We start from the raw sequence: 14,182 nt of genomic DNA, 5'->3' as shown, positions 1-14,182 counted from the left end.
CTGCTACCGGGCGGGCGGCCGGCTGGACCTGGACGCGGCGGTGGGGCGGGGGCGCGGCCCCGGGGGGGCCGCGGCGGGCCCGGGGGGCCGCCCCCGCCCCGCCCCCGGGCCGCCCCCGCCCGGGCCGGGCCCCCGCTCGCCGAGGGGCAGCCGGGTGGATCAGCCGTCGTTCTCCGCGGAGGGGACGTAGGCACCGGGGACGTCGTCCGGGGTGTGGATCGCGTCCTCGCCCGGGTACGGCGCGGTCCAGTTGTGCGTCTGGTACCAGGTCAGGTGGTTCAGCTGGGCCGGGTTCGCACGGTCCGGCGCCGCGTTCGGGCCGGTCAGGTGCTGCTTGGCCTTCCAGGCGTCCCACTGGGCCGCGACACCCTGCTCGGCCGCCGGCGGGGCGACGGTCACCGGCGCCGGCGCCGCGCCGCGGTCCTGCTGGGCCGGCACGTCGACGCCGCAGGAGGGCGGGGTCTTCAGGCCGTCGGTCAGCGAGGTGCGGTTGGGCACCGCGTCGAACGGCGTGAAGTCCGGCTTGTCGGTGAAGGCCGTGGCCATCGGGGTGGCCGCGCTGTCCTTCTGGTTCATCGGGTGGATCCCGAGGATCTGCTCGATGGTGCGGACCATGGTGATCTGCGAGTAGTAGCGGCTGTCGACGGCGCCGTGCTGCGCCCAGGGGCTGATGATCTGGATCGGGGCGCGGTGGCCGTCGACGTGGTCGAGGCCGGCCTGGGAGTCGTCCTCGACCACGAAGACCGCGGAGTCCTTCCAGTACTCGCTGTGCGAGATCTCCTGGACGATCCGGCCGACCGCCAGGTCGTTGTCCGCGACCTGCGCGGCCGGACTGGCCGGGCCGCCGGTGTGGTCGCTGGACAGCCACAGCATGTTCAGCGCCGCCGGGCCGTTCCGCTCGAAGTCCTGCTTCCAGATCTGGTAGCGGTACTGGTCCGGCACGTCGAGGTCGAACTTCGGGAAGCCGGGCACCGAGACGTCGTTGAGCGAGGGGATCGGCGAGGAGGAGTTGAGCGGGTAGGCGGTGGCGTCGCCGGTCGCCTCCATGTGCTTGGCGTCGCAGTACAGGTTCTGCCAGTCGGCGCCGGCGGGCTTGGTGAGGAACTGGTGGAACTCGCCGAAGTCGCGCACGTCCTGGCCGGCCGCCTGGGCGCCCGTCCACAGGAAGCCGGAGCGCTGGTGGCCCAGGGCGTCGTCCTCGGTGTCGTAGCTGCGCTCGTACTCGCCCGCCGAGGACTCGGTGTACTCCGGGTTGTCCGCCTGCATCAGCCAGTTGTGGCCCTCGGCGGAGTTGGTGCCGATGTCGTAGGTGTTGTCGTAGAGCCCGAACTGCCGGGCCAGCGCCTGCTGGTTGGGCGTCACGTTGGCGCCGAACTGGGCCAGCTTCGGGTCGCCGTCGCCCTTGCCGATGTCGCCGAAGACCTGGTCGTAGGTCCGGTTCTCCTTGACGATCAGGAAGACGTGCTTGATCGGCGACGGGTCGCCGATCCGGGCCGGCACCGGTACGGGCTTGGCCTTGTGCCGGTCGGCCGTGCGGACCGCGTTCCTGGTCCAACCGTTCTGCTGGAAGACCTTGGCCGTCTGGGAGCGGATCTCCTTGTCCCCCGGCAGGGTGAACCAGGTCAGGCTGGAGGTGGTGTCGTGGGTGCTGTGGGCGCCGGTGGAGTTGGGGCGGCGGGCGTCGATGCCGCGGGTGTTGGAGACGACCACCTTCGAGCCGACGGTGGTGACCTCGGCCGGAAAGTAGTCGGTGGGCAGCAGGCCCACGTAGCTCACCGGCTCCTGGGCGCCGGTGAAGCGGTAGACGGCCACCGCGTCGGCGCGGCCCAGGGTGACCAGCAGGCGGCCGTCGTCGGTGAGCGTCACCGCGGTCGGCTCGTAGCCCACCGAGGCCTCCGGCCACGGTCTGGTGGAGATCCGCTGGACGACCTCGTCGCGCCCGGTGTCGATGACCGACACCTGGTCGGAGGAGGTGTCGGCGACGAAGACCGTCCCGTTCTTGGCGTACACCGCGGTCGGGTGCAGGCCGACGTCGATCGAGCCGACGGCGGCGGCCGGGTCGGAGAGGTCGATCACGCTGACGGTGCCCGAGGTCGCGGCGCCGGTGTCCGGGTCGGCCGGGACCTGGGTGCCGTAGGAGTTGAGGGTGTCGTCGTCGGAGGTGGCGGGGCGCCCGCCCTCGTTGCTGACGTACAGCTTGTGGCCGACCTCCACGATGCCGCGCGGCGCGTTGCCCGTCGTCCAGCTCTGCCCGAGCGCGCCGGTGGCCGTGTTGATCGCGACCACCCGGTTCTGCCCGTTGACCGCGGCGTACAGCGTCGAGCCGTCGGCCGAGAACACCGCGCCGGAGGCCAGCGCGTGCTTGTCGCCGTCGGCCGGGATCGCCACCTTCACCGGGTCGGCCAGGGTGCCGTCGGCCTTCACGGTGAACCGGGTGTAGCCGTCGAGCTGGCCCAGCCACAGCTGCTTGCCGTCCGGCGAGTACACCGGGGCCTCCTGGCCGACCGAGCCGTCGGTCAGGTGCAGGTCGGCCGTCTTGGCCTTGCCGGCGCGCTGCTGCACCCGGCCGGTCTTCAGGTCCACCACGACCAGGGAGGCGTCGCCGTCGGCGAGCGTGGCGGCCAGGTGACCGCCGTCCGGGCTGACCCGGGAGCCCATGATCTTGCCGTTGTCGATGACCAGCCGGTCGCCGTACGGGGCGATGTACTGGTCGCTGGAGATCACCTGGCCGTCGGCGGTGACCTGGCCGACCTGGTCGGTGCCGAACTGCTGGGTGGCCGCGAAAGCCGTGCCCGTGGCCACGGCCACGGCCGTGATGCACGCCGTGGCCAGGACGGACCGGCGGCCCGCACGCCGGCCGGGCAGCGCGGCGTGCTCCTTCTGGACACGTCGACGACGCGTTACCTGCATGGCGTCAGCCCTTCGTTGTGAGTGCGTGGAGGTGCGTTGGGGGGAGGTTCGGGTTAGCCGGGCCTGGTCAGCCCGTCGCGGGGGCGAGCAGGTCGATCTGGCCGTCGAACTGCCACAGCGGGTTGGGCGCGTCCCCGGTCGGGGTGTGCACCAGGAAGTAGCCGTTCACTTCCTTCGGACCGTCACCGTCCGCCGTCACCCGCCCGTCCGAGGCCACGTCCAGCTGGTAGACCGCCGTCCCCGGGGCCGCCGTACCGGGCAGGTGCCAGGTGACCGCGCAGCGCCAGTCGTTGCCAGGCCCCTCCGGGTCGACCTGGCCGTCGCCCCGGCTGCACTCCGCCGTGACCCGAAGGTCGGCCTCGGTGACGGCGGGGCGGTGCAGCCGCTCGGTCTGCAGCCGGTACAGGTGCGCGAACACGGTGGCGACCGTGCGCTGCACCTTCGCCCGGGTGATCCCCGAGCCGGTCGACGGCGCGGCCACCGCGACCGCCCCGAAGGCCAGCACCAGCAGCCCGGCCAGCGGCGCCACCCCGAGGACGAGCGCCCGGCGCCCGCCGCCGTCCTCGCTGCCGTCGGTGAAGTCCCGCCGGACGAACAGCAGGTAGGCCGCGGTGCCCGCCACCACGGCCCACAACAGGCTCACCGCGACGGCGATCAGCGGCTCCGTAAGGCGGGCCGGGTCGGCGAACAGCCCGTTCCAGGACACGAAGGCGTAACCGGGCAGCGCCAGGCGCAGCGCCACCGGCAGCGGCAGCAGCTGGGCCAGCTGCATCGCGACCGCGGACAGCGCCGGGACCAGCAGCCCCATCGGGGAGCGGCCCAGGATGACGGAGCCGAGCAGACCGAGCGCCGCCAGCGCCAGGGTGGGCGCCAGGGCGCAGGCCCAGGCCAGCAGGACGCTCGTGGCCGCATCGGACGGCGCCAGCTGGTGGCCGTCGACGCCGACCAGCGGCTGGTCGCCGACCGCCGCCAGCCCGCCGACCGTACTGGAGGCCACCAGCCCGGCCACCAGCAGCGCGAGCACGGTCGCGCTCGCCAGGGTCTTCGCCAGGAAGATCCGCCGCGGTGAGCGGACCGCCACCAGCAGGTGCCGCCACGTCCCGAGCCGGTCCTCGGCGGCGAACACGTCGCCTGCGACCACCAAGGTCAGCAGCGGCAGCGCCCAGGAGCCGGCGAAGCCCAGCACCACCAGCGGGCCGGCCCAGCCGGTGGCGTGCATCCAGCGGCCGAACAGGGTGTCGGAGGGCAGCGTCCCCTGCTGGGCCACGGCCGCAACGAACAGCCCGGGCAGCGCCCAACAGGCCAGCACCAGCAGCCGGATCCGCCACTGCGAGACGAGCTTGACCAGCTCGAAGCGGTACACCCGGCCCACCGGCACCCGGCGGGCCCCGACTGCGACGGCGGGGCCGGCTCCGGCCACCGCCTTTCCGGCCGCGACCGTGCTCATCGCCCGCCCTCCTGCTGCTTCCCGGTGAGGTGCTCCTCGGTGAGGTGCTCCTCGGTGAGGGCGAGGTACGCGGCCTCCAGCGGCGACACCACCGGGGCGACCTCGCGCACCCGTACGCCCTCCCGCACCAGCGCGGCCACCAACTGCTCGACGGCCACCCCGGAGGCGCGCACCACCAGCGCCTCGGTGCCGCGCCACACCGCGGCCCCGTCCACGACCCGCACCCCGGCGGTCGCGGCGGCCACCCGCCGGGCGGCCTCGGGATCGGAGGTGAGCAGGCGGTGGTCGAGCTCGCGGGCCCCGGCCTCCAGGCCGCCCAGCGGGCCGGAGAAGCACACCCGCCCGGTCGCGAGGATCGTCACCTCGGAGCAGAGCGCCTCGAGGTCGTCCATCCGGTGGCTGGACAGGACGACCGTGACGCCGTCGTCCGCGAGCCGCCGCAGCGCCCCGTGGACGTGCTGCTTGCCCGCCGGGTCCAGGCCGTTGGAGGGCTCGTCGAGGACCAGCAGCCGGGGCTCGGTGAGCAGCGCGGCGGCCAGTCCGAGCCGCTGGCGCATGCCCAGCGAGAAGCCCCGCACCCGGTCGTCGGCGACGTCGGTGAGCCCGACCTCGGCCAGCACCTCGTCGATCCGCCGGGCCCCGGCGTCCTGCCCGCGCAGGGCCGCCAGCGCGGACAGGTTCTTCCGCGCGGTCAGCGACGGGTAGAGGCCGGGGCCGTCGACGAATCCGGCCACCCCGTCCGGCGCGGCCAGTGCCCGTCCGACCGGTCGGCCCAGCACCTCCAGCTCGCCGCCGTCGGCGACCGCCAGTCCGAGCAGCAGCCCCAGCAGCGTGGTCTTCCCGGCCCCGTTCGGCCCGGCCAGCCCGTGGATCCGCCCGGGCACCAGCTCCAGCCCGACCTCGTCGAGCGCCACGACGTCACCGAAGCACTTCGTCAATCCGCGTGCCCGTACGGCAGGTTGGGTTTCTTCCATGGCTCCTTCTCGCAGTCCCCCAGGGAAACTAGGGGGTTGACGGGGTGGAGTCAGGATCGCGCGGTTGAACACCGGTGGAACAGCTGACGGTCGGCTCGGCGGGTTACGGTCAGGTCGATCCCGTCCTGCGCTCAGCCGGTGACCTCGATCGTGACGTCGTAGGTGCGCTGGTCCGGCGAGCAGTTGAGGGCCTCGCCGCAGGCCGTGCGGGAGGCGGTGAGGTGGGCGGTGCCGGCCGTGCGGGCGGCGAAGGAGGTGGTGACGGTGCCGCAGCCGCCGCCCGGGCGGCAGGAGGGGGACGGCACGGTGGTCGGGGAGCCCGCCGGGGCGAGGACGTCGGGGGCGGAGCTGGTGGCGGCGGACCAGTAGGTGCCGTGCAGTTGGACCGTGACGGTGGCGCCCACCGCTACCTTCAGGGTGGTGTGGTTGGCGTGTTCGTCGGCGGTCACGGCGGCCGGGGTGGTCATCGCCGTGCTGGTGGGCGCCACGGCGGACGAGGCCGTCGAGGCTCCCTTCGAGCCGCAACCGGTCAGGGCCAGCAGGGCGGCGGCGCAGGTCAGGGCGAGGGCGGCAGGTCTTCTCGGGTTCACGGCGGTTCCTTAGTGCAGGGGTTGTGGACGGTACCGGTTCGACGCACCGGAGGCCGGATCGGATCCCCCCGAAAACGAGAAAAGCACACCGGGGCGGGCGCGAGGCCCACCCCGGTGCGTCACGGCGAGGCGATCGTCAGGAGACGGTCACGTCGTCGTAGTAGGTGTAGGTCGGGTCACCCGCGTAGTCGTCGTCGTGGTTGCTCAGGGTGAGCGTGTACGAGTGACCGGCGGTGACGGACGCGGTCTGGTTGGTCCAGGTCGCGGCGGAGGAGCAGGTCTTGGCGAGGACCGTGGTGGTCGTGCCGGTGGTGTTGTCCTTCAGGGTCGCGGTGGCCCAGTCGTAGGTCACGGTGTCCGGGCAGGTGTTGCTGTACCAGAAGGACAGCTTGCTGGAGCCGGTCGGCGCGGTGAAGGTCTGGGCGGCGGTGGAGTCCGTGCTCGGGCTGGTCGAGCCGAGCTGCAGGCCGTAGCTGCCGCTGTGGGCGGCCGCACCGAGGACGGAGGCGCTGCCGGTGGTGGTCCAGCCGGTCGCGTTGCCGTTCTCGAAGCCGCCGTTGGTGACGGCGCTGCCGCCCGAGGTGGAGGACTCGGTCCAGGTGAAGGTGGTGTTGCCGGAGGCGCCGGTGGTGTCGGTCGCGGTGACCGTCACGCTGGAGGTGCCGGCGGCGGTCGGCGTGCCGGAGATCAGGCCGGTCGAGGAGTTGATCGACAGGCCGGCGGGCAGGCCGGTGGCCGAGTAGCTCAGGGTCTGGCCGGAGGCCGAGTCGCTCGCGCTGATCTGCAGGCTGGCCGCGGTGCCGACGGTGCCGGACTGGTTGCCCGGGTTGGTGACGGTGACGGTGTTGCCGTGGGTCAGGATGGCGTGCGAGATCGCGCAGGAGTTGGTGTCGTTCGACCAGCTGGCCTGCTCGGCGAAGGTGCCGAAGGAGCCGAAGGAGACGTTCGCGGCGCCGCCGGGCGAGCCGGGCTTGATCCAGGCGCACTCGTCGGAGTTCTCCTGGCCGTTGTACGAGCTGCCCGACACGTGGTTGGTCCAGCCGCCGGCCGGGTTCTGGTCGGACATCATCTCGTGCCACTCGTGGCCGAGGGTCATCGTCCAACCGTCCAGCGTACCGGGCGAGTTGACGAAGCCGACGCCGCAGCTGGCGCCCTGGTCGATGTTGTACGGCTGGTTCGAGAAGGCGATGTCGCCGTAGGGCGAGCTGGCCGCGCCGCCGGTGAGGGTGGTGTCGCCGTTCCAGTCGTGCCAGGCGCAGTACCCGGTGGTGGGGTTCTGGTAGTCGTCCGGGTTGGTGCCGTGCGGCGACAGGATGATGTAGTACGCGTCGCGGTTGGCGGCGGCCGTGGTGTTGCCGAAGTGGCCGGCGGCCTTGACGGCCTCCTGGGCGAGCTGGTTGCCGGTGGCCTGGGCGGGCGAGGCGGCCGCGTTGTCGTACCAGACGCCGGAGAGGACGCCGCCGCTCTGGTACGGGATGAAGTTGGCGTTGGACGGGCAGCTGACCGCGCCGGAGGCGACGTTGGGGCCGTCGCACCACTGGGTCAGGTCGGCCGACCAGGTCTCGCCGTTGGTGCCGATGCCCTTGAACATCTGCTGGGTGGCACCGGCCGCGCCGGCCGAGTCGCCGGAGAACTTGGCGTTGCCGTTGGCGTCGGTGGTCTGGGTGCCCCACTGGTTGCCGTAGAAGACCAGGTAGACCTTGGAGTGACCGCTCTGCACGCCGATGCCGTCGACGCCGCCGCCGTAGGAGAGCGTCTGCTGGCCGGTGGCCGCGGCCTGCTTGTGGGCGGCGAGCCACTTCTTGTAGTTCTCGTGCTGCTGCTTGCCCGGCACCGCGCCGTGGCGGTACGGGTGGCCGTTCTGCGGGCTCCAGGGGTTGAACTCGTTGCCGATGCTGCCCGAGGAGCTGGAGATGTCCTGCGCGGCGGCGGGACCGGCCGCGCCGGCGAGGCCGGCGGCGGCGAGGGCGAGTGACGCCATGCCGGTGAGCGCCGCGTACTTCGCGCGCCGCATTCTGCGGGAGTGACCCATGGGGTGAGGGTGCCTCTCTGGTACCGATCGCCCGTACGGCTGGGGGCCGCGAGCGATCCCTTTGTGGGGAAGGGAGCAGACGGCGGATTCCACCCGCTCGCCAAATCCGGTCGTTTCTTCCGGGCAACCGGAATTGACTGTCTTTCGGTGGGGGATGTCCGCTGGGCATGAAGGAAAGCAGAGTTGATGAATGCAGGTCAACGGACAAGGGTAAGGAAACATTAAGAACGGGGTTCCAGCAGGTGAACCGCCCGGTCGGCGGCCTCTCGCAAGCCCTCCGCATTCACTGAATACCGCCCGAAAGACTGTTTCCGCATTCAGTGAAACGTCGCGGCTTCAACATTCCGTCATGGCCCGTGAACGGTTTTCGGCACCCGCCCCGGGGCACGGACCCACCCTCCGGGAACGTTCCGCGGCAACCGCCGGCCACCGTGCCGGAACCGGCCGGTTCGGGCGCGACCCGTCCGGTGGAAGGCCGTTGACGCGGGCCCCGGGCGTACCACGATGAGCGCATGAGCGCTGAAGCCGGAGGCCACTCGCCGACCGGACGCCCTTCCCCGACGCGCCTCAGGGGCCCCTTCAGGGTCGAGATCAGGGTGGGTTCCGGAGGCGCCGGCCTCGTGCCGAGCCCTGGCTTCGGTGCGGCGGGGTGACGCAGGTCCCCGCCTGGCCATCCCTCAGCGAAAAGGCGTACGCGTGTTCCGCAACAAGGCTCTACCGGCACGGACTTCGGGTCCGTCCTCCGACGGCACGGCGAGCGGGGGCGGTGGGGGCGACGTCGTCCGGCTCGCCGGTGTGCGCAAGGCGCACCGCCGCGCTGACCCAACACGCCGCCCTGGACCGGCTGGTGGCCGGCGCGCCGACAGTGGTCCCGTGGCCGCAGCTGCTGGCGACCGTCGCCCTCTGCGCCCTCGTCACCCTTCCGTGAGTGAGTCCCGCCCGAGCGGCATCCGCGCTCCGGGGTGCACCCGGGGCGCGGGCTGTCCGGCGTCGTCGTGCGTCTCCACCCAGGCGCTCCCCGTCCTGGCCGCCACCCTCGCCGCGGCCACCGGTCCCGACTGCCCGGCCCCGCCGCCCTCGCCACCGCCACCCACCTCGCCGGGCTGCGCCCGCTCGGGCAGGTCCTGCTCTGGATCGCGGTCGCCGCCTGGCTGCTGACGGCAGCGGCGTTCCTCCTCACCGCCGCCCCCCGGCCCCGGGTCGCCCGCCTCCTGCACCGGGGCCACCGACGCGGCGCGCCCACCGTGACGGCCCGGACCCGCCGGAGCCGAAGGACTTCAGGCCGCGGGCAGCGGGGCCGGGGCGGCGGGGCCGGTGTAGCGGGCGGAGGGACGGATGATCTTGGAGTCGGCGGCCTGTTCCAGGATGTTGGCGCTCCAGCCGATCGCCCGGCCCGCGGCGAAGGTGGGGGTGAACATCTCCCGGGGCAGGCCGCACAGGTGCATCACCACGCCGGCGTAGAACTCCACGTTGGTGTGGAGTTCGCGGCCCGGCTTCAGCTCGGCCAGGATCGCCTCGACCCGGGCCTCGACCTGGACGGCGAGGTCGACCAGCTCGCCGCCGAAGGACTCGGCGACCCCGCGCAGCATCCGGGAGCGCGGGTCCTCGGTGCGGTAGACGGCGTGGCCGAAGCCCATGATCCGGTCGCCGGCCAGCACGTGCTCGCGGATCCAGCCGTCGATCCGCTCCGGGGTGCCGATCGCGTCCAGGGTGTCCAGCGCCCGGCTCGGCGCGCCGCCGTGCAGCGGCCCGGAGAGCGCGCCCAGCCCGCCGACCAGGCAGGCCACCAGGTCGGCCCCGGTGGAGGCGATCACCCGGGCGGTGAAGGTGGAGGCGTTGAAGCCGTGGTCGACGGTGGAGATCAGGTACTGCTCGATCGCCCGGGCCTTGGCCGGCGTGGGCTCCTCGCCGGTCAGCATGTAGAGGTAGTTGGCGGCGTAGCCGAGGTCGTCGCGCGGCTCTATCGGCTGCTCGCCCTGCTGCAGCCGGTGCAGCGCGGTCAGGACGGTGGGCACCAGCGCGGTGGCGAACAGGGCGTCCTCGACCCGCTGGTCGGGCGCGGTGTCGTAGAGCGGCCGGATGCCGCGGTCGGCGGCGGCGATCGACAGCGCGGCGCCGAGGGCGGTGAGCGGGCCGCCGTGCGCGGTGCTCGCCGCCAGGGCGGGCAGCAGCGGGCGCAGCGCGTCGGGCAGTCGGCGCAGTGGTGCGGTGCGGGCCAGGAAGGCGGCGCGGCGGGCCGGGTCGGGCAGCTCGCCGAGCAGCATCAGGTGCCAGACGTCCTCCAGGGTGCGCTGCTCGGCGAGGTCGATCGCCGAGTACTGGCGGTAGTGGTAGAAGCCCTCCAGCCCGCGGACGTCGCTGAGTTCGGTCTCGGTGACGACGACGCCCTTGAGGCCGCGCGGGACGTCGATCTCGGTGGTGCTCGGCATGGCTGCTGTCCTCCTGATGGGTGTTCGTTCGGGGTGACGATCTGTACTCTCCGATCATTGATCCATGTTGTCAACGTTGATCGTAATCAATGTGGAATACTGTGGATCATCATCCGGACGCGGTACGAGGACGAGGGCAGACCATGACCGAACGCTTGACCACCCAGCAGGTCGCCGAGCAGCTCGGAGTCAAGGTGGAGACGGTGTACGCCTACGCCAGCCGCGGCCAGCTCAGCAGCGAGCGGGCCCCGGGCGGCAAGGGCAGCACCTTCGACGCCCGCGAGGTGGCCGAGCTGGCCGCCCGCGGCCGCCGCGCCCCGGTGCGCCCGCCGGCGGGCGAAGCGCCGGCCGGTGAGCCCTGGGCCGGCGGACCGGTCACCGTGCGGACCGAGCTGACCCTGATCGAGAACGGCCGGCTCTACTACCGCGGCCGGGACGCCGTCGAACTCGCCGCCGAGCACGGCTTCGAGGCCGCGATCGGCTGGCTCTGGGGGCTGGGCACCGACGCCCCCGTGGCGCTGCGGGTGCCGCCCACCACCGCCGACGCGCTCACCCGGGCCGCCGCCGCACTGCCCGACGGGATCCGGCTGCCCGACCGGCTGCGGATCTCGGCCACCGTCGCCGCCGCGCTCGACCCGCTCCGCTTCGACCTGCGCGAACAGACCGTGCTGGCGGCCGGCGCGGCCCTGATCGCCGGCATGGTGGAGGCGCTCCCCCGCACCGCGCCCGACCCCGACCCGGGCCCCGACGCCCCGCTCGCCGCGCGGCTGTGGAGCCGGCTGGCCACCACCGCGCCCGCGCCCGAGGCGCTGACCTGCCTGGACCGCGCCCTGGTGCTGCTGATCGACCACGAGCTGGCGGTGTCCACGGTGGCGGCCCGGGTCGCGGCCTCGGCGCGGGCCCATCCGTACGCGGTGGTCTCCGCCGGGCTCGGCGCGACCGACGGCCCGCTGCACGGCGCGGCCAGCCCCCTGGCGCACCGGATGCTCGCCGAGGTGCTGGCCGACGGCGCGGTGCCGGTGGTCTCCGACTACCTGCGCACCGGCCGGCCGATCCCCGGCCTCGGCCACCGGCTCTACCCGCAGGGCGACCCCCGGGCGGTCGCCCTGCTCGACGCGGTCGGCCGGCTCGACGGCGGCCCGGCCGTGGTCGCGGCGGTCACCGAGGTCGAGACGGCGGCGGGCCCGGCCGGGCGGCCGGCCCTGCGGGCCAACATCGACCTGGCCCTGGCCGCCATGGCCCTGGCCGCCGGACTGCCGGCGCAGGCCGGCGAGGTGGTCTTCGCGGTGGCCCGCACCCCGGGCTGGATCGCCCACGCGGTCGAGGAGTACCGCGAGGAACCACTGCGGATGCGCGCCCGCGGCCACTACACCGGCCCGCGCCCGCGGTCCGCCCCGAACGCACCCCTGTCGAAGCCGAGCTGATCTCCGTACCATCTCGCCATGGAGCTCGAACTCCGGCACCTCCGGATCATCTGCAGCATCGCGGACAGCGGGAGTCTGACGCGGGCCGCCGCGGCGCTGCGGCTGACCCAGCCCGGCCTGAGTGCCCAGTTGACGCGGATCGAGCGGGTGCTCGGGGGTGAGCTGTTCAGCCGCGCGCCGTCGGGGGTCGTGCCGACCGCGTTCGGGGAGGTGGTGCTCAGCCGGGCCCGGGCGGTGCTGCCGACCGTCGACGAGCTGCTGGGGGTCTCCGCCCTCGCCGCGCGCAGCGGCCGTTCGCCGCACCGCTTCCGGCTCGGCTCCGTCAACGCTCCGCTGCTCGGCGGGTTGATCGCGGCGATCAGGTCGCACCACCCGGAGGCCGAGATCAGCTCGCGCGGCCAGGGCTCGCCCGTCCCGCTGGTCGAGGACGTCGCGGGCGGCCGGCTGGAAGCTGCCGTGGTGGGCGACAGCCCCGGTTACGAGCTGGCGCTCCCGCCGGGGGTCGCCGTCGAGCCGGTCGCCACCGAGCCGCTCTTCGTGGCCCTGCCCGCGGACCATCCGCTGGCGGCGCTGGAGGAGGTCGGGCTGGCGGACCTCGAGGAGGAGGACTGGGCGGCTCCTCCTCCGGACAACGACCGGATCCGTGAGTACTGGTCCAGGACCCTGCTCGTCCTGGGCCACCGCCTGCGCGTCGTCCACGAGGCGGAGGGCAGGCTCCTCCTGGACGTGGTCCGCAACGGTCACGCGGTGAGCTTCTGCCAGGCCACGTACGAGGAGGTGCCGGGCATCGCCGTACGGCCGGTCGCCGGGAACCCGCTCTGGTACCGGCATCTGCTCGCCTGGCACGAGGAGGGGCCGCTGGCGGCGCTGGGCCCCTCGCTCGTGCGGGACGTCACCGAGGCGTACCGGGCGGCGTGCGCCCGCAGCCCGGTCTACCGGGGCTGGCTCGAAAGGCGCGCGGGCGCCGCACCGCTGACCGGTCATCACCTGTAGGTCCAGACCGTGTCGGTGGCGGCGCCGGAGGCGTTGACGCGGATCCGGATCCGGGCGGTGTCGTCCTGGAAACACTGGCCGGGTTGCCAGCGCTGCCTGTCCAGCACGGTGCAACTCCCGCTGGGTGCGGTGGCGTTGGGGTTGCTCACCACCCGGATCGGCCCGTTGCCGGTGGTGGTCGAGGCCCGCCGGGTCTACTGCCTGGTCACCCTGATGGTGTCGGTGAGCGGTCCGCGCTCGACGACGTCGATCCTGACACCCGTGGTCGGGTCGCTGAAGGACTGGCCCGGCTGGTAGGCGGCCAGATCGAGGGCGGTGCAGCCGGCCGGCGGGGTGGCTCCCGGGTTGCCGTTGACCACCCGGATCGGGCCTTCGCCGGTCGGGGTGGCGGTGTTGACCTGGTAGATCAGCACGCCGGTGGAGCAGGCCCTGGCGTCCCCGCCGACGGCCCGGCGGGACTCGGCGACGTAGGCGGTGGTCGGGCCGGTCCGGATCACCGCGATCTTGGTGCCGCCGGGGCGTTCGACCGCCCTGAGGCGGACGGTCCGGCTGCCGGCGGCGGGCAGGCAGGCGACCTGGCGGTCGTCGATCCAGCCGAACTTCCAGCGCTCCCAGCCGAGGTGCTGGGGTGCGGGGCCGGCGATGTCGCCCATCAGGTCCCAGCCGCCGACGTAGCGGTGGTAGTCGGTGGCGGTGAAGGCGTAGAGGTCGGGCAGGCCGAAGGTGTGGGAGGTCTCGTGGTCGGCGACCTTGTAGCCCCAGTGGTACATGTCCTGGCCGAAGGTGACCGCCCACTTGATCCGCCGGCCGTCGGCGGTGATGCCCGCGGTGGTCGGGTCGTAGAGGTAGGTGGGCGAGAAGGTGATCGCGGAGGCGGTCCTGGTCGGGACGATGTAGAGCATGTCGTACCGGGAGAAGTCCACGTACGGGTCGGCCGCCTGGACGGCCTGCTTCACGTAGAGCTCGTGCTGCTCGAAGGTGATGCCGCGCTCGAAGCCGTAGGAGGAGGCGGCCTGCGGCATGTGGATCCAGCGCTTCAGCGGGTCGATGTCCAGCCGGGCCCGGCCGTAGGAGTCCTGCCTCATCCAGTCGGCGGCCGGGGCGAGTTGGCGGTAGTAGTCGTCGGGTGTGCCGGTGGCCGGGGCGTCGGGGAAGTCGACGAAGACCATCAGCACGTGCTTGGTGCCGAGCGGCTGCTGGAACTGGGTGTGGTCGGTGTTGTGGCCCTCGTCCGTCCAGCCGGTGGCTCCGGCCAGGGCGCAGTCGGCGGCCGGAGCGCCGGGCCGGGCCGGGTCGGCCGCCGCCGGGGTGGCGGCGAGCAGGGGCAGGGTGAGCGCCAGGGCGGCGGCGAGCGGGTGCGGTCTCATCGTTCTCCTTCGAAGT

Annotated in this window: 11 protein-coding genes; 3 read left to right on the top strand and 8 right to left on the bottom strand. The window is 73.3% G+C overall.

All coding sequences use genetic code 11. From position 1 onward, the window contains the following. Window positions 1–159 precede the first annotated feature (159 nt). From ACWCYO_RS19720 to ACWCYO_RS19700, 5 genes are all read right to left on the bottom strand, one after another. Entirely contained in the window at window positions 160–2,910 is a 2,751-nt protein-coding gene (locus tag ACWCYO_RS19720) for a bifunctional YncE family protein/alkaline phosphatase family protein (protein ID WP_449784916.1), read from the bottom strand. 67 nt (window positions 2,911–2,977) lie between these two features. Further along, window positions 2,978–4,357, bottom strand: coding sequence for an ABC transporter permease (locus tag ACWCYO_RS19715; RefSeq protein WP_449784915.1), 1,380 nt, complete (start codon window positions 4,355–4,357; stop codon window positions 2,978–2,980). Continuing rightward, window positions 4,354–5,331, bottom strand: coding sequence for an ABC transporter ATP-binding protein (locus ACWCYO_RS19710; RefSeq protein WP_449784914.1), 978 nt, complete (start codon window positions 5,329–5,331; stop codon window positions 4,354–4,356). Before ACWCYO_RS19710 ends, ACWCYO_RS19715 begins: the two co-directional genes overlap by 4 nt. A gap of 131 nt (window positions 5,332–5,462) precedes the next feature. Further along, window positions 5,463–5,921 (bottom strand): hypothetical protein, encoded by a 459-nt coding sequence (locus ACWCYO_RS19705; protein WP_449784913.1) that lies wholly within the window; start codon window positions 5,919–5,921, stop codon window positions 5,463–5,465. Window positions 5,922–6,057: 136 nt separating this feature from the next. After that, on the bottom strand, window positions 6,058–7,953 hold the full coding sequence (locus ACWCYO_RS19700; RefSeq protein ID WP_449784912.1) for a putative Ig domain-containing protein: 1,896 nt from the start codon (window positions 7,951–7,953) through the stop codon (window positions 6,058–6,060). 793 nt (window positions 7,954–8,746) lie between these two features. Here ACWCYO_RS19700 and ACWCYO_RS19695 point away from each other — a divergent pair. Further along, the gene (locus tag ACWCYO_RS19695; protein WP_449784911.1) at window positions 8,747–8,881 is read left to right on the top strand and encodes a hypothetical protein; all 135 of its coding nucleotides are present in this window, start codon (window positions 8,747–8,749) and stop codon (window positions 8,879–8,881) included. A gap of 349 nt (window positions 8,882–9,230) precedes the next feature. Here ACWCYO_RS19695 and ACWCYO_RS19690 read toward each other — a convergent pair whose 3' ends face one another. After that, complete coding sequence (locus tag ACWCYO_RS19690; protein WP_449784910.1) at window positions 9,231–10,382, bottom strand: citrate synthase/methylcitrate synthase; 1,152 nt, start codon at window positions 10,380–10,382, stop codon at window positions 9,231–9,233. A 143-nt stretch (window positions 10,383–10,525) separates the two neighbouring features. Between ACWCYO_RS19690 and ACWCYO_RS19685 the strand changes: the two genes are divergently transcribed. Both ACWCYO_RS19685 and ACWCYO_RS19680 read left to right on the top strand, forming a co-directional pair. Further along, on the top strand, window positions 10,526–11,806 hold the full coding sequence (locus ACWCYO_RS19685) for a citrate synthase (protein ID WP_449784909.1): 1,281 nt from the start codon (window positions 10,526–10,528) through the stop codon (window positions 11,804–11,806). Window positions 11,807–11,824: 18 nt separating this feature from the next. Further along, on the top strand, window positions 11,825–12,799 hold the full coding sequence (locus ACWCYO_RS19680) for a LysR substrate-binding domain-containing protein (RefSeq protein ID WP_449784908.1): 975 nt from the start codon (window positions 11,825–11,827) through the stop codon (window positions 12,797–12,799). Here the strand turns inward: ACWCYO_RS19680 and ACWCYO_RS19675 are convergent. Together ACWCYO_RS19675 and ACWCYO_RS19670 are read right to left on the bottom strand one after the other, a co-directional pair. Next, window positions 12,790–12,948: a hypothetical protein gene (locus tag ACWCYO_RS19675; RefSeq protein WP_270140675.1), complete on the bottom strand. Its 159-nt coding sequence runs from the start codon at window positions 12,946–12,948 to the stop codon at window positions 12,790–12,792. The two genes, ACWCYO_RS19680 and ACWCYO_RS19675, sit on opposite strands and share 10 nt — an antisense overlap. A gap of 45 nt (window positions 12,949–12,993) precedes the next feature. Next, entirely contained in the window at window positions 12,994–14,166 is a 1,173-nt protein-coding gene (locus tag ACWCYO_RS19670; protein WP_270140677.1) for a M6 family metalloprotease domain-containing protein, read from the bottom strand. Between the last annotated feature and the right edge of the window lie 16 nt (window positions 14,167–14,182).

Source organism: Kitasatospora sp. NPDC001683, assembly GCF_053596495.1.
Note: the sequence above shows the minus strand (reverse complement) of the source record. Positions and strands in the feature narration are given on the sequence as shown.

Bases quoted from the DNA above. Each gene is read 5' to 3' on its own strand.
- ACWCYO_RS19720 (WP_449784916.1), bottom strand. From the start codon at position 2,910: ATGCAGGTAACGCGTCGTCGACGTGTCCAGAAGGAGCACGCCGCGCTG.
- ACWCYO_RS19715 (WP_449784915.1), bottom strand. From the start codon at position 4,357: ATGAGCACGGTCGCGGCCGGAAAGGCGGTGGCCGGAGCCGGCCCCGCC.
- ACWCYO_RS19710 (WP_449784914.1), bottom strand. From the start codon at position 5,331: ATGGAAGAAACCCAACCTGCCGTACGGGCACGCGGATTGACGAAGTGC.
- ACWCYO_RS19700 (WP_449784912.1), bottom strand. From the start codon at position 7,953: ATGGGTCACTCCCGCAGAATGCGGCGCGCGAAGTACGCGGCGCTCACC.
- ACWCYO_RS19690 (WP_449784910.1), bottom strand. From the start codon at position 10,382: ATGCCGAGCACCACCGAGATCGACGTCCCGCGCGGCCTCAAGGGCGTC.
- ACWCYO_RS19685 (WP_449784909.1), top strand. From the start codon at position 10,526: ATGACCGAACGCTTGACCACCCAGCAGGTCGCCGAGCAGCTCGGAGTC.
- ACWCYO_RS19680 (WP_449784908.1), top strand. From the start codon at position 11,825: ATGGAGCTCGAACTCCGGCACCTCCGGATCATCTGCAGCATCGCGGAC.
- ACWCYO_RS19670 (WP_270140677.1), bottom strand. From the start codon at position 14,166: ATGAGACCGCACCCGCTCGCCGCCGCCCTGGCGCTCACCCTGCCCCTG.